Origin of the sequence: Enterococcus sp. DIV0436a, from assembly GCF_051711605.1 — a bacterium.
GTDB lineage: Bacteria > Bacillota > Bacilli > Lactobacillales > Enterococcaceae > Enterococcus_B > Enterococcus_B faecium.
Map to the genome: position 1 here is coordinate 349,185 of NZ_JBIONA010000001.1, position 18,169 is coordinate 367,353.

Annotated in this window: 17 protein-coding genes and 1 pseudogene; all 18 read left to right on the forward strand. The window is 38.3% G+C overall.

The window, feature by feature from the left end:
* Positions 1-2: 2 nt before the first annotated feature.
* The 18 genes and pseudogenes from mdcA (at position 3) to glpK (ending at position 18,161) form a co-directional block, all read left to right on the forward strand.
* On the forward strand, positions 3-1,649 hold the full coding sequence (gene mdcA / locus IGL15_RS01660; RefSeq protein ID WP_002307877.1) for a malonate decarboxylase subunit alpha: 1,647 nt from the start codon (positions 3-5) through the stop codon (positions 1,647-1,649).
* 101 nt (positions 1,650-1,750) lie between these two features.
* Complete coding sequence (locus IGL15_RS01665; RefSeq protein WP_002287548.1) at positions 1,751-2,050, forward strand: malonate decarboxylase subunit delta; 300 nt, start codon at positions 1,751-1,753, stop codon at positions 2,048-2,050.
* A pseudogene (gene mdcD / locus IGL15_RS01670) lies at positions 2,040-2,672 on the forward strand (biotin-independent malonate decarboxylase subunit beta); the annotation flags it as partial. The gene IGL15_RS01665 and the pseudogene mdcD, both read left to right, overlap by 11 nt.
* A gap of 64 nt (positions 2,673-2,736) precedes the next feature.
* Positions 2,737-3,357, forward strand: coding sequence for an AAA family ATPase (locus IGL15_RS01675; protein WP_002294697.1), 621 nt, complete (start codon positions 2,737-2,739; stop codon positions 3,355-3,357).
* A 694-nt stretch (positions 3,358-4,051) separates the two neighbouring features.
* On the forward strand, positions 4,052-4,657 hold the full coding sequence (locus IGL15_RS01680; RefSeq protein ID WP_104765320.1) for an NUDIX hydrolase: 606 nt from the start codon (positions 4,052-4,054) through the stop codon (positions 4,655-4,657).
* A 134-nt stretch (positions 4,658-4,791) separates the two neighbouring features.
* Positions 4,792-5,244, forward strand: coding sequence for a MarR family winged helix-turn-helix transcriptional regulator (locus tag IGL15_RS01685; protein ID WP_002294693.1), 453 nt, complete (start codon positions 4,792-4,794; stop codon positions 5,242-5,244).
* Between the two features lie 36 nt (positions 5,245-5,280).
* Positions 5,281-5,778, forward strand: coding sequence for a GNAT family N-acetyltransferase (locus tag IGL15_RS01690; RefSeq protein ID WP_002321138.1), 498 nt, complete (start codon positions 5,281-5,283; stop codon positions 5,776-5,778).
* A gap of 17 nt (positions 5,779-5,795) precedes the next feature.
* The gene (locus IGL15_RS01695; protein ID WP_002296773.1) at positions 5,796-6,506 is read left to right on the forward strand and encodes a B3/B4 domain-containing protein; all 711 of its coding nucleotides are present in this window, start codon (positions 5,796-5,798) and stop codon (positions 6,504-6,506) included.
* Positions 6,507-6,648: 142 nt separating this feature from the next.
* Positions 6,649-7,071, forward strand: a complete 423-nt coding sequence (locus IGL15_RS01700; protein WP_073120055.1) for a VOC family protein — start codon at positions 6,649-6,651, stop codon at positions 7,069-7,071.
* A 19-nt stretch (positions 7,072-7,090) separates the two neighbouring features.
* Complete coding sequence (locus IGL15_RS01705; RefSeq protein WP_002294687.1) at positions 7,091-7,315, forward strand: hypothetical protein; 225 nt, start codon at positions 7,091-7,093, stop codon at positions 7,313-7,315.
* Positions 7,316-7,559: 244 nt separating this feature from the next.
* On the forward strand, positions 7,560-8,873 hold the full coding sequence (locus tag IGL15_RS01710) for an NCS2 family permease (RefSeq protein WP_002328310.1): 1,314 nt from the start codon (positions 7,560-7,562) through the stop codon (positions 8,871-8,873).
* 449 nt (positions 8,874-9,322) lie between these two features.
* On the forward strand, positions 9,323-10,960 hold the full coding sequence (locus IGL15_RS01715) for a glycoside hydrolase family 13 protein (RefSeq protein ID WP_049142007.1): 1,638 nt from the start codon (positions 9,323-9,325) through the stop codon (positions 10,958-10,960).
* A gap of 147 nt (positions 10,961-11,107) precedes the next feature.
* Entirely contained in the window at positions 11,108-11,542 is a 435-nt protein-coding gene (locus IGL15_RS01720; protein WP_002294674.1) for a MarR family winged helix-turn-helix transcriptional regulator, read from the forward strand.
* Positions 11,543-11,642: 100 nt separating this feature from the next.
* The gene (locus IGL15_RS01725) at positions 11,643-12,734 is read left to right on the forward strand and encodes an NADH-dependent flavin oxidoreductase (protein WP_010725391.1); all 1,092 of its coding nucleotides are present in this window, start codon (positions 11,643-11,645) and stop codon (positions 12,732-12,734) included.
* A gap of 29 nt (positions 12,735-12,763) precedes the next feature.
* Positions 12,764-13,441 carry a type 1 glutamine amidotransferase domain-containing protein gene (locus tag IGL15_RS01730; RefSeq protein ID WP_002319529.1) on the forward strand — a complete coding sequence of 226 codons (678 nt, stop codon included), beginning with the start codon at positions 12,764-12,766 and terminating at the stop codon, positions 13,439-13,441.
* A gap of 342 nt (positions 13,442-13,783) precedes the next feature.
* Positions 13,784-15,079, forward strand: coding sequence for an FAD-dependent oxidoreductase (locus tag IGL15_RS01735; RefSeq protein ID WP_002319530.1), 1,296 nt, complete (start codon positions 13,784-13,786; stop codon positions 15,077-15,079).
* The gene (locus IGL15_RS01740; protein ID WP_002296783.1) at positions 15,069-16,529 is read left to right on the forward strand and encodes a helix-turn-helix domain-containing protein; all 1,461 of its coding nucleotides are present in this window, start codon (positions 15,069-15,071) and stop codon (positions 16,527-16,529) included. The genes IGL15_RS01735 and IGL15_RS01740 overlap by 11 nt, the downstream gene beginning before the upstream one ends.
* A gap of 135 nt (positions 16,530-16,664) precedes the next feature.
* Positions 16,665-18,161 (forward strand): glycerol kinase GlpK, encoded by a 1,497-nt coding sequence (gene glpK / locus IGL15_RS01745; RefSeq protein WP_002294668.1) that lies wholly within the window; start codon positions 16,665-16,667, stop codon positions 18,159-18,161.
* The last annotated feature ends 8 nt before the right edge of the window (positions 18,162-18,169 follow it).

An 18,169-nucleotide genomic window follows, 5' to 3' on the forward strand; every position in this document is an offset into this window, starting at 1 on the left:
TTATGGAAAAACCAAACCGCAACTGGGCTTCTAAACGCGAAAAAAAAGCGCAGCGATTGGAAAAAATCAGCAACTTGCTCAATGGCAAGTATGTAGAAACTGAAAAAATCGTAGAAGTAATGGAAAAACTGATTGCTCCCGGCGACAAAGTTGTATTAGAAGGCGACAATCAAAAACAAGCAAGTTTTCTTTCAGAAAGTCTTGAAAAAGTAGATGCAGAAAAAGTGAATGATCTGCATTTGATCATGTCTAGTATCTCACGACCAGAACATTTGAATATTTTTGAAAAAGGAATCGCAAGCAAGATCGATTTCTCTTATGCTGGTGCACAAAGCTTGCGTGTCGCCCAAATGATTGAAGACGGCACAATGAAATTAGGTGATATCCATACTTATTTGGAACTTTATGGACGCTTATTCATCGATTTGATTCCAAATGTTGTTTTAGTAGCTGCAGATAAAGCAGATAAAGACGGCAACTTGTACACAGGTTTCAATACGGAAGAAACACCAACAATCATCGAAGCTGCAGCTTTCAAAGATGGTATCGTGATCGTTCAAGTCAATGAAGTTGTCGATTCTTTACCACGTGTAGATATCCCTGGTGACTGGGTAGACGTTGTCGTGAAAGCAGATGAACCTTATCAATTAGAAGCTTTATTCACACGAGATCCTCAAAACATCACAGAATTGCAAATCCTAATGGCAATGATGGCAATCAAAGGAATCTACGCAGAGCACGGCGTACAATCTTTGAATCACGGTATTGGATTCAATACAGCAGCTATCGAATTATTACTGCCAACTTATGGTGAATCACTAGGGTTAAAAGGGAAAATCGCGAAGAACTGGGTATTGAACCCACATCCAACGATGATTCCAGCAATCGAATCAGGTTGGGTTGAAAGTATCCATAGTTTCGGTGGTGAAGTCGGTATGGAAAAATATATTGCTGCTCGCCCAGATGTCTTTTTCGTCGGTAAAGATGGCACGATGCGCAGTAACCGAACATTATCACAAGCAGCTGGACAATATGCAATCGATATGTTTATCGGTTCAACCTTGCAATTAGATTACGAAGGAAATTCTTCTACCGTAACAAAAGGACGTTTATCTGGTTTTGGTGGTGCGCCTAACATGGGACATAATCCTGGCGGTCGTCGTCATTCTACACCAGCATGGCAATCACTTCGCGACAATGATGATCCATTAGGTAAAGGACAAAAATTAGTTGTTCAAATGGTTGAAACATATGGTTCAAATAAAAAACCAGTCTTTGTCGAAGAATTAGATGCATTAGCTGTTCAAAAACAGGCAGGCTTAGCCAATGCACCAGTGATGATCTATAGCGAAGATACTACCCATATCGTGACAGAAGAAGGAATTGCTTATTTGTACAAAGCAAAAACAAAAGAAGAACGTCAAGCAGCAATTGCAGCAATTGGCGGTGTTACACCTCTTGGAATGACTAGCACGAAAGAATCACTAGATAGCTTGCGTGAAGCCGGCATCGTGAAATTACCAGAAGATCTAGGTATCAAACGCAGTGAAGCGAAACGTTCATTATTAGCTGCACAAACAATCGATGATTTGATCGAATGGTCAGATGGCCTGTATGAACCACCAATGAAATTCAGAACTTGGTCATAAAATTGGCGAGAAAAACCTTTTGTCGCCATTTACCCAGATGGAAGAAGAAAGACGAATAAGCAGAACGTGCATGCTCTGTTTTACAAAAAGGGGAGAGATCCATGGAACAATTAGCTTATAAATATCCAACGAAACAGCCGATCAATAAGAAAATCCATGTAGGAGTGGTCGGTTCAGGAGATTTGGAAATCTTGATGTTTCCAACAGAAAAAACAGAATCTACTGTAAAAATCTGTACAGGAAGCGATGGCTTCGGCGAAGTATGGAACAATGTATTAACGAGATTTTTTGATCGTTATCCAATTTCAGCAGATATCGTGATCAATGACTTCGGTGCTACACCAGGAGTTGTGTACCTACGATTGACGCAAGCAATGGAGGAACTTTCAGATGAAAAATAGTTTTGTAGAATTAAATGCCAGAGAACGAGTGAACGCTCTACTTGACAATGGACGTGAATTGATTGATCCATTCGATCAAATCATCGCGCCAAGTTTGCCAGCACAAGGAATCGTCCCTGAAAGTGATGACGGGATCGTTGTCAGCCGTGGAACGATCAATGGCAAACAAGCAGTAGTAATCGCTATGGAAGGAAAATTCCAAGGTGGCGGTATCGGTGAAGTTTCCGGTGCAAAAATCGTTGCTGCACTTGAACATGTGTTAGAAGAAAATAAAAAAGGAAATGAGATCTTTCCAGTCATTGTACTAGATACAGGTGGTGTTCGTTTGCAAGAAGCAAACTACGGACTGTTATCTATTTCAGAAATCGGAAATACAATCATTGCTCTAAAACAATATGTACCAGTCATCGGTTTGATTCCAGGACGTGTAGGATCATTTGGCGGTATGTCGATTACTTCAGCATTAATGAGTTATTTAATCGCAACAAAAAAAGCGAGAGTCGGTTTGAATGGACCAGAAGTTATTGAACAAGAAGCAGGCGTTCGAGAATTTGATTCTAGTGACAAAGACTTGATTTGGAATACATTAGGATCTCGTCAACGGGTAGAATCAAAAATCATTGTCAAGCATAAGATTGGACTGTTTATGAACTTGGAAAGTCCAATTAACTTAGGAAATAAATGAGATGAAAAAGTATTTCATTCTTCTGGCTGGTAGTCCTGGTACAGGAAAAACATATCTTATGAATAAACTACGGGAACGATTTCCAGATATGTATGCCATCACGCTCGATGAAATCAAGGAATACTATGCAGAATCCATCGGGTTTAACAATTTGGAAGAACGGGCGGAACAAGAAAGGACGAAAGTTTATCCTTTCTATTACAAAGCACTTGATTTGTATATGGAAGCAGGAAAGAAAGTGATTGTGTCCGAGTATCCTTTTAGTGATAAGCAAAAAGCACGACTCCAAGAATTAGCAGATAGATACGGATATCAGGTGATCACGATTCGCCTAACAGCAGACTTTGAAGTGTTATGGCAACGTCGGTACAAACGTGATCGTGAATCAGATCGTCATTTGAGCTATATCATGGATCATTATCACTATGGTGACGTATTGGAAGATCGAACGAAAGGGACCAATCATATTACGAAAGAAGCATTCAAAAAGATCATCGCCGACCGAAAATATGACAAATTCCAGTTAGGAACACTATATGAATTTGATGTAACAGACTATACTCAAGTGGATTACACTCCACTATTGGATAAATTAGAAAAAGAAATCAATGACAATAAGTAACAAAGAAATGGCTTAATATCGAAAAATTGGCTTTTGAACGCCGTTTACCGAGAGGTCGTGAGCCTGTCGTTCAGCTCCGAGTCACAAGGAGCAATTTCAAAAAAACAGCTTCTCATGTTTGATGAATATTGTAACTTGTGACCGAGGAGTTGGTAGGAGAACACCGTTTACCGAGAGGTCGTGAGCCTACCGTTCAGCTCCGAGTCACAAGGAGCAACTTCAAAGAAACAGCTTCTCATGTTTGATGAATATTGTGACTTGTGACCGAGGAGTTGGCAGGAGAACACCGTTTAAGGAAGAGGTTGTGAAGTCAGTGTTTTAATATGAGTATTATAGAAAAAAACGGCAAAATAGCTCCTCATATTTTGCCGTTTTTTTAGTGAATACCGAGCATCAGCTGATTGAACACCGTTTAGTGGGGAGGTTGTGAAAAAGCTGTCCTGCCTCAATTAATAAGAACAGCCAGACAAGAATAGCTCGTCATATTTTTCGTTTGGTGGGGCTTATTACCGCAGATGCAAGCTTTTGAACGCCATTTATTCACAGCCCCAGAGAAGTCGAATGTCTTTTGTTCTCGAGTTTTTTAACATTCTTTTATTTATTGCAGATTTCATTATATTTATTTGCCGTAATTAAACTAGTCTTCTATACTTGATTACATAGTCATACATTTGCTAAAAAAGAAGGGAAGAGAATGAACAAGAAGTTGGCTCAATACAAAAGACTACTCGCACTTTCTCAAGCTGGTCTATATTATGGAAAAGATGTATTTGATAAAGAGCGTTTTGAGGAGATTCGGACGATTTCATTGGAACTGATCAGTGAAATAGGAAAAGAAACTTTCGAAGAAATAAAAGCGCTCACAACGATTGGAGAAGGACATCCAACACCAAAAGTAGATGTTCGTGCCTATATCAAAAAAGATGGCAAGGTCCTACTAATCGAAGATAAACGGACGAAAGAATGGTCACTTCCTGGTGGATTTGCTGAAATAGGATTGTCTCCTGAAGAAAATGTGTGTAAAGAAGTCTATGAAGAAACAGGATTAACAGTAGAAACTACTCAGTTGCGAGCAGTTTTTGATACGAATAAACAAAAAGATATTCCACAGCTTTTTCAGTATTATAAACTTGTTTTTGCTTGTGCGATCCACGGTGAAGAGGCCAAGTTTATTGAGAATAATGAAACTTCCAACATGGGATTTTTTAGTATAGAAGAGTTGCCAAAGCTATCAGAAAAGCGAACAACGAAGAAACAGTTACTTATTTTAGAAAACAAAAACCAGATCTATTGTGATTGAGCTTTTTCGTAAAAGAAGAAAAGAATATACTTTACTAGTTATTAAAAAAGAACTTGATTTTTTTATTGAAAATAGTTGCATTTGCAACAAAAAGAGGTAAACTAGTCTTACAAACAAAATAAAGGTGGGATGAAATGGCTGAAATCCTTCGAGACATCGGAATGATTGCCCGAGCGCTAGATTCTATCAGCAATATCGAATTCAAAGAAGTCGATTTAACAAGAGGACAGTATCTTTATTTAGTACGTATTTGCGAAAATCCTGGAATCATCCAAGAAAAACTAGCAGAAATGATCAAAGTAGATCGTACAACGACTGCCCGAGCAATCAAGAAATTAGAATCCAATGGGATGATCGAACGTTTGGAAGATAAAGAAAATAAAAAAATCAAGAAACTCTATCCGACTAAAAAAGGAGCAGAAATCTATCCTTTCATCATTCGAGAAAACAACTACTCCAATGCAGTCGCATTAAATGGTCTTTCTGACGAAGAAGCAAAACAATTGGAATATCTTTTAAATAAAGTATGCAAGAATGTTAGCGAAGATTGGAATTTTGTCAAAAAAGGCAATAAAAGGATCTATTGAAAGGAAGAAGCCGTGAATAAATACGAAATTCGAAAAATGACGCCTTCAGATGTAGACTTACTACAACAAATTAGTATCGAAACATTTACAGATACATTTGGAAAAGATAATTCACCGGAGCATTTAGCTGATTACTTGACACAAGCTTATGCACTAGAAAAACTTACAGAAGAGCTAAAAGATAAAGAAACCGATTTTTTCCTAGTGAGTATCGATCAAGAGCCTGCGGGTTACCTGAAACTAAATACAGGAACGAGTCAATCTGAGGAAATGGCTGATCATTTTTTAGAAATCGAGCGAATCTATGTACGAAAAAAATTTAAACATCAAGGTATCGGTACATTTTTACTAGATACAGCTATTGAAAAAGCAAAAGAAAAGCAAAAAACAGCCATTTGGCTCGGTGTTTGGGAACACAACGATGTTGCGCTCGCTTTTTATCGTAAAAAAGGATTTATCAAATACAGCGAACATGTTTTTTATATGGGAGATGATCCCCAAACAGACTATCTATTCATCAAGCAATTATTCTAATCAAGAGGTGTGAACATATGAAAAAAGTAATAGTGGATACCAATTTCTGGGAAGTATTTCCTGAAGCAACCATCGAAATCTTATCCGTAAATGGTATCGATAACCACGTAACAAAAGAAAGTGAAGAAACGTATCATCAATTATTGAATGAGGCAGCAAAAGAAGCAAGAAATTACCTTACAGAAGAAACATTCAGCCAAAACGAAGTCATTGCTCAGTGGCGTCAGGCATTTACCACATTCAAGACTAAAAAAGGTGCACGTTCTTCTATTGAAGCTTTACTGAAACGTGCAAATCAAGAACGGGAATTTTTCCCAATCAATCCGCTTGTAGATATCTATAATAGTATTTCCTTGTCTTTTGGCGTACCTTGCGGCGGAGAAGATATCGAAAAGATCGCAGGAAATCTGCATTTAGGAAAAGCCCAAGGTGGCGAATCATTCCTGCCTTTAGGTGCAGATTCCGATGCTCCGGCACTTCCGGAAGAAATCATCTACTATGATGAACAAGGAGCGATCTGTCGCTGTCTCAACTGGCGTGAAGCCCAAAGAACGATGTTGACGGAAGAAACACAAGCAGCGGTGCTGGTCATTGAATCCATCAATGCTGAACAAGCGGCACGTGGCGCACAGGCAATCGAAGCGTTGAAGGAAAAAATCGATCAAACATTTGGCGTAACTAGTGTTAGACACACACTAACCAAAGATGAATCAGAAGCAGAATTATAAAAGAATCGAAAAAAGAAGAGCGGCATTCATTGCCGTTTTTTTTTTTGTAAAAAAAGTTTGTGGAGGAAAGCAATCCTAGAAACTATTGCTTTATTTTTCTTGAATAGTATCAAACACAAGGTGTTTGCGCTTTCGTGATATAATGGAATCAGTTTATAGACAGGAAAGAAAATCAAATAGAAAGAAGGGTCAAACGATGATACAAAAAACACGTGTGATGCTTTATGTCAATGACGTAGAGATGATTTGCCGATTCTTTGTAGAAAAAATTGGTGCAGAAATTTCTGAAACAATCGAATTGCCAGAAGAATTTAAGAGTATTGTACTCAGCATCTCAAAAGAATTAGAATTAGGCGTATTCCCAAAAGTATTTGTGCAGAAGTTTTCACCAGAAGTATTAGGACCACCGCCTTCTTTAGTGTTTTTTACGGACGAATTTGAGACTATCTACGAGAACATGGAAGAACCAGGAGAAATCACAGATAACAATGGCATCTTGACTTTCAATTTTTCTGACCCTGAAGGCAATTATTTTGTTATAGGAAAAGCTGAGTCGTCTGATTGAATAAAAAGGAGGAAAAACAGTGGATCTAATGGGAAGATTAGAAGGTTATTTGAAGTATCGGCGAGCAAAACATAGTGAGAAGCTTCGAGCAAAGAATCTCAAATCAGGAAAAAAGAAGACAAAAGGCTGGGGAAAAATGGTCGATACAGGTTTTGGCGGACTAAATAATCTGAATCCTGTCGATACAAAAGAATTCATCAAAGAAGAACAGAAACGAAATGGTAAAATCAAATCACACTATTGATTTTTGAGACTAGAATGAAGAAACTTTATTAACACAATAAAGAAATTCTTGTAATCCAAAGTGAATGTTCATGAACTTTGAGATAAAGGGATTTAATCAGATGAAACGTTCGGATTTTGCTTAAAATCCGAATTTTTTGTTTACTTATGTTTTGTTTTAGTATATGATAAAACACGTTGTTTTATTAATAAATCGAAATTTTAACGGACTTTATTTATAATGTTCGGATTTAGGGGGATGGAAGATGAAGGAAAAAATACTTTCCTACTTCGAAATAGAAAAATTGAACACCACGGTAAAACGTGAGGTACTGGCAGGATTTACAACATTTATCTCAATGGCTTATATCTTATTTGTAAATCCAACTGTATTAGGTGCTTCTGGAATGGATGAAGGAGCAGTGTTTACTGCGACTGCATTAGCCAGTGCGATCGGCTGTATTTTAATGGGGGTATTAGCCCGTTATCCAATTGGAACGGCACCTGCTCTTGGGATCAATGCTTTTTTTGCTTATTCTGTTTGTTTAGGAATGGGGATTCCATGGGAAACAGCATTAGCCGGCGTATTCGTTGCTTCTTTGATTTTTATTTTGATCACAATCTTCAAGCTGCGGGAAATGATCATTGATGCGATCCCAGCAGATTTGAAATATGCGATTTCTGGCGGTATCGGTCTATTTATCGCTTTCCTTGGTCTGAGCGAAGGTGGGATCATCGTTTCGAATGAATCTACATTAGTAGGATTAGGATCACTCAACGTTGGTTCTACTTGGTTGACGATTTTTGGATTAGTCGTAACTGCTATCTTGCTTGTTCGGCGTGTACCAGGTGGCATCTTCATCGGGATGGCAGCTACAACGATTTTAGGTCTGGTCACAGGTTTGATTCCAATGCCTTCTGAAATTGTTGCCGCAGCACCAAGTTTGAAACCAACATTTTTAGTTGCATTAAAACATGTAGGGGACATCAATTCTCTTCAAATGTGGGTCGTAGTGCTGACATTCTTGCTTGTGACTTTCTTTGATACAGCAGGAACTTTAGTTGGATTAGCAAACCAAGCAGGTTTCATGAAAGACAACAAGATGCCTCGTGTAGGGAAAGCTTTAGCTTCTGACTCAACAGCTATGCTTGCGGGTTCCTTATTAGGTACTTCTCCTGTTGGTGCATTTGTAGAATCATCAGCTGGTATCGCCGTTGGAGGACGTTCAGGTATCACAGCTATTACTACAGGGATTTTCTTCTTGTTAGGCTTGTTCTTTTCTCCATTACTATCAGTTGTTACTTCACAAGTAACTGCACCAGCATTGATTATGGTAGGAGTATTGATGGCACAATCTTTGCGACAAATCGAATGGGGAAACTTAGAGATTGCGATCCCTTCATTCTTGATCTTGATCGGCATGCCTTTGACTTATAGTATTTCAGATGGGATTGCATTAGGTTTTATCTTCTATCCAATTACCATGTTAGCAGCTAAAAGAGGAAAAGAAGTATCTCCAATCATGTATGGTCTGTTCTTTGTATTCGTGGGATTCATGTGGATATTGAATGTGAAATAAAGAGGTTGTGAAATCAGCGTTCTGGCCTGAGTATTAGAGAAAAAAACGAAAAAATAGTTTCTTATATTTTGCCGTTTTTTGAGCTAATACCGAGGGACAGCTGAGTGAACACCGTTTATAAAGAGGTTGTGAAATCAGTGTTCTGGCCTGAGTATTAGAGAAAAAAACGAAAAAAATAGTTTCTTATATTTTGCCGTTTTTTGAGCTAATACCGAGGGACAGCTGAGTGAACACCGTTTATAAAGAAGTTGTGAAATCAGCATTCTTCCCTGCATAAATCAATCCTTTCAAAAAACAGTTGAGGGAATTTCCTCAGCTGTTTTTTCGTTTTATTCTGTTACCGATAACAAGGTGCAATAGCTATTTGAAAGCGTTACAATTTTTAGTGAGAGAGACTAAAATAAATGATTAAGCAAAAAATAGAAACATCCATTTATAGGAGGAAAATCATGGAACAAAAATGGTGGCACCATTCAGTTGTTTATCAAATCTATCCAAGAAGTTTTCAAGATTCAAATCAAGATGGTATTGGAGATTTGCGGGGGATTATTTCCAGGTTGGATTATCTGGCGTATTTAGGTATTGATGCAATTTGGCTTTCTCCAGTATACGAGTCTCCGAATGATGACAATGGGTATGATATCAGTAATTATCAAGCAATCATGGCAGAATTCGGTACGATGGAAGAAATGGAAGAACTGATTGAAGAAGCAAAGAAAAGAAATATCCGTATCATCATGGATCTGGTGGTGAATCATACTTCTGATGAACATCCGTGGTTCATTGAGGCCCGTAAAAATAAAGAAAATCCTTATCGGGACTATTATATTTGGCGTGATCCGGTCAATGGAAAAGAGCCTAATAGATTGCGCTCAATATTCAGTGGTTCTGCTTGGCAGTTGGATGAAAAAACGGGGCAATATTTTCTGCACTTGTATAGCAAGCGTCAACCTGATTTGAATTGGAAAAATAAACAGGTTCGCCAAGAGATTTATCAAATGATGAATTTCTGGATCGATAAAGGTATTGGTGGCTTTCGTATGGACGTGATCGATATGATTGGCAAAGAACCGGATAAAGAAATCACAAGTAATGGACCTAAACTGCATGAGTATCTTCAGGAAATGAATCAAGCAACTTTTGGTGACAAAAATCTGATGACTGTTGGCGAAACATGGGGAGCAACTACCGAAATCGCTAAACTTTATTCCAATCCTAAAAGAAATGAATTATCCATGGTCTTCCAATTCGAACACATAGGATTAGATCAGCAAGAAGGCAAAGACAAATGGGATTTGAAACCCTTGAGTATCTCTGAACTGAAAAAAGTATTATCCAAATGGCAAACATCTTTAGGTGATGAAGGATGGAATAGTTTATTTTGGAATAATCACGATCTTCCGCGAATTGTTTCTCGTTGGGGAAATGACGATGTGTATCGAAAAGAAAGTGCCAAGATGTTTGCTATCTTGCTCCATATGATGAAAGGCACCCCTTATATCTATCAAGGAGAAGAGTTAGGCATGACGAATTGCCCAATCGATGATATCGCGGAAGCAAAAGATATTGAGACAATCAATATGTATAACGAAAGGATTTCTTCTGGATTTACAAAAGAGGAAATCTTGGAATCAATCAATGCGAAAGGAAGAGACAATGCTAGGACGCCTATGCAATGGAACGCCCGTGAATATGCTGGGTTTACTACTGGAATTCCATGGCTTCGAGTCAACCCAAATTATAAAGAAATCAATGCAGAAGAAGCGTTAGCAGATCAAGATTCTGTTTTTTATATGTACAAGAAATTGATCGATTTGCGTAGAAAACATGACATCATCGTCTGGGGAGACTATGAATTAGTGGAAAAGACGCCTGAGCATGTCTTTGCCTATTCTCGCATATATGAAGACCAGCGATGGCTCGTTGTTTGCAATATGTCCAGTGAAAAACAGGTGTTCACTGTTCCACGTGAAGCTTTAAGGATTATTGTGTCAAATTATCCTCTGAAACAGTTACCAGACGGCAAAGTCGAGTTACGACCTTATGAAGCATTTGTGTTGGAAGTAAATAAAGAAAAGCTTATTTGATTGAATCGTATTACTGAGAGGTTGTGACACCTCTTTTGTCACAACTTCTTTTTCTCAAATCTAGACAGAAGAGGCGGTCATTATTACGAGTTTTTTGACAAAAAATAAAAATCATACTATGATATGTACGCCAATGGAGGGGATGAAATGGAAAAGCCAATTGAAAAAGCGTTAGATGAATGTCTTTTCTTTAGCGTGAAAAAGCTAGATCGCATGTTGAATAAATTAGCTGATGAAGCGTTTAGAAGGACAGGTCTGGCACCAACTTATGGTTTTATTTTATTGATATTAAAAGAAAAAGATGGAATACCACAAAAAGATATTGCACAAATGCTCTATTCCGCCCCATCAACGATTGCTCGTTTTGTTGAAAAATTAGAATATAAAGGATACGTCAAAACAGTTAGCGAAGGTCGCTTGTCATTAGTTTATCTTACAGAACAAGGACGCCAATTTGCTAAGGAAGTCGATGGTAGCTGGGAAGAACTTCATCAGTCATACAAAGCAGTTTTGGGAAATGAAGCAAGTAAAGAATTAGCCCAGACAATGAATGATGCAACAGATAAGTTACAAAAAAAATAAAATTTTTTAAGCAAATTAGTTGCATGTACAACTAATCGAGTGGTTTAATGATAGATGATTCTCGATAGGTTAATCAGAGCGAATTATGGGAGGAATGACAATGTCACAATTTGATCAATCAATTACTTTACCTTCAGGAGTTCAATTGAAGAACCGATTGATGCTGTCGCCTATGACGACACAACTCAGCTTTTTCAATGGAGTGATCACCGAAGATGAGATCACTTATTATAAACAACGTTCTAAAGGTCTTGGTGCTGTTATTACTGGTGCTGCAAATGTCCAAGATATCGGAAAAGGCTGGCCAGGTGAACTCAGCATCGCTCATGATGAAATGATTCCTCGGTTAAGTGAGCTAGCGAAAGCAATCCAAGGAGAAGGCGCAAAAGCGATTATTCAGATTTTCCACGGTGGACGAATGACAAGTCGAGCTACTCTATCAGGAGAACAGCCTGTATCTGCAAGTGCAGTTGCAGCGGAACGACCTGATGCAGAAACACCGCGAGCATTAAGTGAAAATGAAATCAAAGAAACAATCCAAGCATTTGGCGAAGCCACACGCAGAGCGATTGAATCAGGATTTGATGGTATCGAGTTGCATGGAGCAAATACGTATTTGATCCAACAATTTTTCTCTCCGCATTCGAATAGACGAGAGGATCAATGGGGCGGTAGCTTGGAAAGTCGTTATCGTTTTATTGAAGAATTATTAACAACGGTTTTCTCAGCGGTTGAACAATATGCTAAAAAACCATTCATCGTAGGGTATCGTTTCTCACCAGAAGAATATGAAACACCAGGTATCCGTTTTGAAGACACGATCTGGCTTCTTGAACGATTACGTGAGTCAAAACTAGATTATCTGCATGTTTCATTAAATATGTATGATCGAATAGCTCGTTCTGATAAATACAACGATAAATCGATTCTTGAAGTGGTCCATAACACGATTCAAGGAAAGATCCCTTTAGTTGGTGTCGGTGGGATCCGCAATCGCGAAGATGTAGAGCAGGTATTGAAATATGCAGAACTTGCAGCAATTGGACAGCAAATGATCGTCGATCCTGACTGGGCAGAGAAATTATTGGAAAACCGTGAGGATGAATTTGTAACGAAACCCTTCGAAGAAGCATATAAAGAGCTTTATTTGCCAAGTCCATTATATAATTTCTTGAAAGCACGTTATCAATAACGCAATTTTTATAGAAAGAGGATGGGAAAATGAAAGTATTGATCGTATTAACAAATGTAGAAAAGTACGAAAAGATCGAGCGTCCTACAGGTTTGTGGTTAAGTGAACTGACTCATTTTTATGATGTATTAGTAAAAAATGGGATCGATGCAGATTTTGTCAGTCCTAAAGGCGGATATGTACCTTTAGAACCGCAAAGTGTTTTGAATATGGATGAAATCGATTGGGCCTATTATAAAGATGAAGATTTCAGAAATCGGGCCTTGGGAAATACCTTACGTCCTGATGATGTGGATGCAAATGATTATGCAGCGGTTTATTATGCTGGTGGCCACGGAACAATGTGGGATTTTCCAGAAGCAATAGATCTTGGGAAAGTCGCTTCACAAATCTATCGAAATGAAGGGCTGGTCTCAGCTGTTTGTCACGGTGTTGTAGGATTGTTGCCAGTTACAGATGAGTCTGGAAAATCTATTTTAGCTGGACGTACAGTGACTGGGTTCAGTAATGAAGAAGAGGAAGCAAATGGTACAACGAATGAAGTACCATTCTTAGCAGAAGATGCTTTGAAAGAAAAAGGAGCAAACTATCAGTCTGGTGGAGCTTTTTCAGAAGTGGTTCACATTGATGGGCGGCTTCTTACAGGGCAAAATCCTCAATCTGCTCATCAATTAGGCGAAGCAGTTGTTGAAGCATTAAAGAATTAAAAATTGTTAGCATAAAAATGATGTGTCTATTCTAACTATTACATTACACACACTAAAACTCGTCTTTTCGTTCTTTTCTGTTTCCTATTTGGACAGAGGTACGTAAAAGGCGAGTTTTTTTCTTTTATAAGAGTACATTTTTTGAAACATCTCTTCAGAAATGATACTCTTCAATTAGGTCCACTAGTATATTATTGAGAAGCAGACCTAGAACACGGTATGATGGAGAGGGTTGATTCTGCTGCATCGCTATGTATCATAAGGTTGAAAGCGAGTTATGAATACTGTGTTTTCTGATTGAGAAGTTAGCAGTAGAACACCTTATAAGAAAGAGGAATGCAGATGAACATTGTAATTGTCGGCGGGTCGTTTGCAGGGATTCATGCGGCCATTTATCTTCGCCAATTGATGCCAACAAGTGAAATATATTTGATTGAAAAGCAATCGAAGTTAGGATGGATTCCCAGCGGGTTCAATTTGATATTAAAAGGAAAGGTTACCAGTGAAAAACAACTTTCTTGGATCACGAAAGAAGAACTGACTGACCGCTATCGAATCCATGTTTACACAGAAAAGACAGTAATAGGATTGAAAGAAAAAAAAGTCGTTTTAGCAGGAGGAAAAAAATTGGATTTTGATCGTTTGATTCTAGCGACTGGTTCAAATCAAAAGTTTCGAAATATTTCTGCAGAATCAACGCTTATTCACCCAGTTAAAAAGATACAAAACGTAACGGCTCTTCAGCAAAAGATCATGAATGCAAAGAAAATTGCAATTATTGGTGCAGGACAAGCAGGAATCGAAATAGCTGAAGGGTTGGCATCAAGAAAAAAACAAATCCATCTTTACGAAAGCCGAAAGTCAATTCTTTTTCGTTATCTAGATCCTGAAATGACAGAACCGTTAGTAAAGGAAATGAAAAATCAAGGGCTTTCACTTTTTTTAGAAGAACAAGTTGTGTCTTTGACCGAAAATGAAACCGCTATTGTAGAGACGGAAAAAAGAAAGGAGAACTATGATCTTGTTTTGCTGGCTAATCATTCTCGCCCCGACAATCAGATGTGGGAAGAACAATTAACATTGAATGATGATGGAACGATCTGGGTAGATGACTACTTGCAAACGTCTCAAAAAGACGTCTATGCGATTGGCGATGCGATCCAAGTAACTTTTCGTCCAACAAATGAAAAAATGTATGTTTCTCTAGTAAATAACGCTGTCCGTACAGCACGAAATGTCAGCAAGACAATTAGTGGCTCACAGACAAAGGATCAGGGAACCTATCGTCCAGTCGGCAATCAGTGGTTTGGCTATTTCTTAGGAAGCGTAGGTTTGACAGAAGAAGAGAGCATTTTTTATCCCCAAAAAATTGAAACAGGATACGTAGAATACAAGCTTACAGCAATAAATCAAAGCAAAGTTAAACTCAAATTTCTATTTGATTCTGAAAAAAAGATTCTTGGAGCACAGCTCCAAAGCAAAAAAGAGATGTTTCACCTTCTTGACCAACTGACAATTGCAGTAGAAGAAGGATGGACGTTTGAACAGTTAGAAGAACATGAGCTATTTTTCCAGCCAGAATACCGTGTGCCAGATATGGTGTGGTCAAAGGTGGCGAATACTGCCTATGAAGATTGAAGCATTATTAGAAAGAAAAGAGCAGTTACAGATCCTGATTTTGCGAAACCTTGTTCTGCAAGGGGGAACAGCCTCTATCAATGGTTTGAGAGAGCATGTCCAACTGTCAAAAGCCTCGTTTGATCAATATTTGGAAGATATTGAATTGATTGGCCGAATGATGGAAAAAAAAGTAGAAGTACAGCGAAATGAGTATCAGGCGCTGCTGGTGTTGGACGAAGATGTAAGTTTGGAAAAAATTCTATTGTTTTTATTGCAGGAAAGCTTGAAGTTTAAGATGCTCGTCTATTTATTAGAACATCAGCAAGTATCCATCGTTCGATTAGCGACAGCGTTTAATATCAGTGAGTCTTCTGTTTTTCGAAAGATCAAAGAATTGAACCAGCTCTTAGAGGAATTTGGATTACAAATCAAAAACGGTCAATTATACGGAGAAGAGCTACAGATACGATATTTTTATTATGAACTATTCCAATATATCCCGGAAGATCAGCGACCGCTTTTTTTGCAAAATACACCAGAAAAAAGACCGTTCATTCTAGGATTGGACCGTGTATTAGAAACAACGTTTACGGCATCAGCAGAAGCACAGATTGCTTGCTGGCTCGGGATTACGAAAAAAAGACTATTGAATGAAAAAAGTACGTACGCAACTTTGAAAGAAAAGAAATTACTCTATCAGTCGGACCGGCTTTATCAAGCAATCGATCCAATCATCGTGATGCATCTTAGTCGAACAGCAGCAGAACTGAATGTATACGAAACAATGATGTTTTACAGCTTTTTTGTTTCTTTTTCGATAGTAGACGAAGAAATATTTTATCAGTATGATTTGACACGGAGCAAAAAGTTACCAACCGCTGTTTTAGATACTTACATTCGGGAAACGATGTTATGGCATTATCGTCCTCGTCGTTTGAAAATCAAAGAAGAAAAGGCAGTAGGCTACCAAATTTCCCAGATCAACAATGAATGGTTTTTCTTTGTTGGAAAGATCGAAGTCTATGAGCGTGATCGGCTTTTGGAACAGCAGCAGAAAATGCTCGGGCATTCCTTAACACAGTTACTGGCGAAATTACAGGAAACAGCGGTGCAGCAATTGCCGAGGAAAAGAGCTGAAGACAGTGAGCTTAGTTACCTGATGATCCAGTATGCCAATGTTCTTTTGATGATCGATTTTTATATTGCAAAACCAGTAGTGATTGGAATCGATTTAGAAAGTCTGCCGATTTATCGTATTGCTTTTCAACAATATCTGATCAGAGAACTGAGGGGAATCGGCGGTATTGAGATTGGAAGTTATGAAGAAGGTAAAGAATATGATTTGGTGATCACATTTTGCCAGAGAAACAAAAAACAGTGTGAATATTATCTGTCAGAATTTGCGTCACCTTACGACATTATTCGATTGAAAAGAAGAATAGAGACGCTGAAAAAAGAAAAGAATTGATTAAAAAATAGCTTCATAATAAAAAACTGTCAAAAAAAGAAAAAAAGAATAAAATTTTGACAGTTTCTTTTTTTAAAACAGTAGTATGATAAGAGTAGTTAAAGAAAGCGTTTGCATATAATGGAGGGAATCACAATGACAGAATCAACGTATATCATGGCGATTGACCAAGGTACAACTAGCTCACGAGCAATTATCTTTGACAAGAAAGGAAGACACATCGGCAGTTCTCAAAAAGAGTTCACGCAATATTTCCCGCAAGAAAGTTGGGTGGAACATGATGCAAATGAAATCTGGAATTCTGTACAGTCAGTTATTGCCGGAGCGTTCATCGAATCAGGGATCAAACCAAATCAGATTGCTGGGATTGGCATAACGAACCAGCGTGAAACAACAGTAATATGGGAAAAAGATACAGGACGTCCAATCTATCATGCAGTTGTTTGGCAATCCAGACAGTCAGCTGGAATTGCAGATAACTTAAAAAATGAAGGCTATCAAGAATTTTTCCACGAAAAAACAGGGTTAGTGATCGATGCCTATTTCTCAGCAACGAAGATACGCTGGATTCTTGATCATGTAGAAGGCGCGCAAGAACGAGCTGAAAAAGGCGAATTGATGTTTGGAACGATCGATTCTTGGTTAGTATGGAAACTGACCGATGGACAAGCACATGTTACTGATTACTCGAATGCCAGTCGGACGATGTTGTTCAATATCCATCAGCTAGATTGGGATCAGGAAATTTTGGATTTATTGAATATTCCTCGAGTGATGTTACCAAAAGTTACTTCTAACTCAGAAGTTTATGGTTATACGCAAGGTTATCATTTTTATGGAAGCGAAGCACCAATTTCAGGGATGGCAGGAGACCAGCAAGCCGCATTATTCGGACAAATGGCATTTGAGCCAGGTATGGTCAAGAATACTTATGGTACAGGTTCATTTATTGTCATGAATACAGGTGAAAAACCGCAATTATCCAAAAATAATTTATTGACGACAATTGGTTACGGCATAAATGGAAAGGTTTACTATGCTTTAGAAGGAAGTATTTTTGTGGCTGGTTCTTCGATTCAATGGCTGAGAGATGGACTTCAAATGTTGCAAAAAGCTAGCGATTCAGAAGACGCAGCGAAACGCTCTACAAGCGAAGATGAGGTCTATGTTGTTCCTGCATTTGTTGGACTGGGTGCTCCTTATTGGGATCAGGCAGCACGAGGGGCTATGTTTGGTTTGACACGTGGAACGACAAAAGAAGATATCATTAAAGCTACTTTGCAGTCGATTGCCTATCAAGTGAGAGATATCATCGATACGATGCAAGATGACACTGGAATCAAGATTCCTGTATTGAAAGTGGATGGCGGTGCAGCAAATAATGAATATCTGATGCAATTCCAAACAGATATCTTGAATGTACCGATCCAACGAGCAGAAAACTTGGAAACAACAGCACTAGGGGCAGCATTTTTAGCAGGATTAGCTGTCGGTTATTGGAAAGATACAGACGAGATCCGCGAATTTTATGAAGCTGGCAAGCTATTTGAAGTTCAAATGGAGGAAGAGCGCCGAGAAAAACTTTACAACGGTTGGAAAAAAGCAGTAAAAGCTACCCAAGCATTTGAATAAGGAGGAAA

Excerpts from the sequence above, each read along its gene's own strand:
- mdcA (WP_002307877.1), top strand. The coding sequence starts at position 3 with ATGGAAAAACCAAACCGCAACTGGGCTTCTAAACGCGAAAAAAAAGCG.
- IGL15_RS01665 (WP_002287548.1), top strand. The coding sequence starts at position 1,751 with ATGGAACAATTAGCTTATAAATATCCAACGAAACAGCCGATCAATAAG.
- IGL15_RS01675 (WP_002294697.1), top strand. The coding sequence starts at position 2,737 with ATGAAAAAGTATTTCATTCTTCTGGCTGGTAGTCCTGGTACAGGAAAA.
- IGL15_RS01680 (WP_104765320.1), top strand. The coding sequence starts at position 4,052 with ATGAACAAGAAGTTGGCTCAATACAAAAGACTACTCGCACTTTCTCAA.
- IGL15_RS01685 (WP_002294693.1), top strand. The coding sequence starts at position 4,792 with ATGGCTGAAATCCTTCGAGACATCGGAATGATTGCCCGAGCGCTAGAT.
- IGL15_RS01690 (WP_002321138.1), top strand. The coding sequence starts at position 5,281 with ATGACGCCTTCAGATGTAGACTTACTACAACAAATTAGTATCGAAACA.
- IGL15_RS01695 (WP_002296773.1), top strand. The coding sequence starts at position 5,796 with ATGAAAAAAGTAATAGTGGATACCAATTTCTGGGAAGTATTTCCTGAA.
- IGL15_RS01700 (WP_073120055.1), top strand. The coding sequence starts at position 6,649 with ATGGAATCAGTTTATAGACAGGAAAGAAAATCAAATAGAAAGAAGGGT.
- IGL15_RS01710 (WP_002328310.1), top strand. The coding sequence starts at position 7,560 with ATGAAGGAAAAAATACTTTCCTACTTCGAAATAGAAAAATTGAACACC.
- IGL15_RS01715 (WP_049142007.1), top strand. The coding sequence starts at position 9,323 with ATGGAACAAAAATGGTGGCACCATTCAGTTGTTTATCAAATCTATCCA.
- IGL15_RS01720 (WP_002294674.1), top strand. The coding sequence starts at position 11,108 with ATGGAAAAGCCAATTGAAAAAGCGTTAGATGAATGTCTTTTCTTTAGC.
- IGL15_RS01725 (WP_010725391.1), top strand. The coding sequence starts at position 11,643 with ATGTCACAATTTGATCAATCAATTACTTTACCTTCAGGAGTTCAATTG.
- IGL15_RS01730 (WP_002319529.1), top strand. The coding sequence starts at position 12,764 with ATGAAAGTATTGATCGTATTAACAAATGTAGAAAAGTACGAAAAGATC.
- IGL15_RS01735 (WP_002319530.1), top strand. The coding sequence starts at position 13,784 with ATGAACATTGTAATTGTCGGCGGGTCGTTTGCAGGGATTCATGCGGCC.
- IGL15_RS01740 (WP_002296783.1), top strand. The coding sequence starts at position 15,069 with ATGAAGATTGAAGCATTATTAGAAAGAAAAGAGCAGTTACAGATCCTG.
- glpK (WP_002294668.1), top strand. The coding sequence starts at position 16,665 with ATGACAGAATCAACGTATATCATGGCGATTGACCAAGGTACAACTAGC.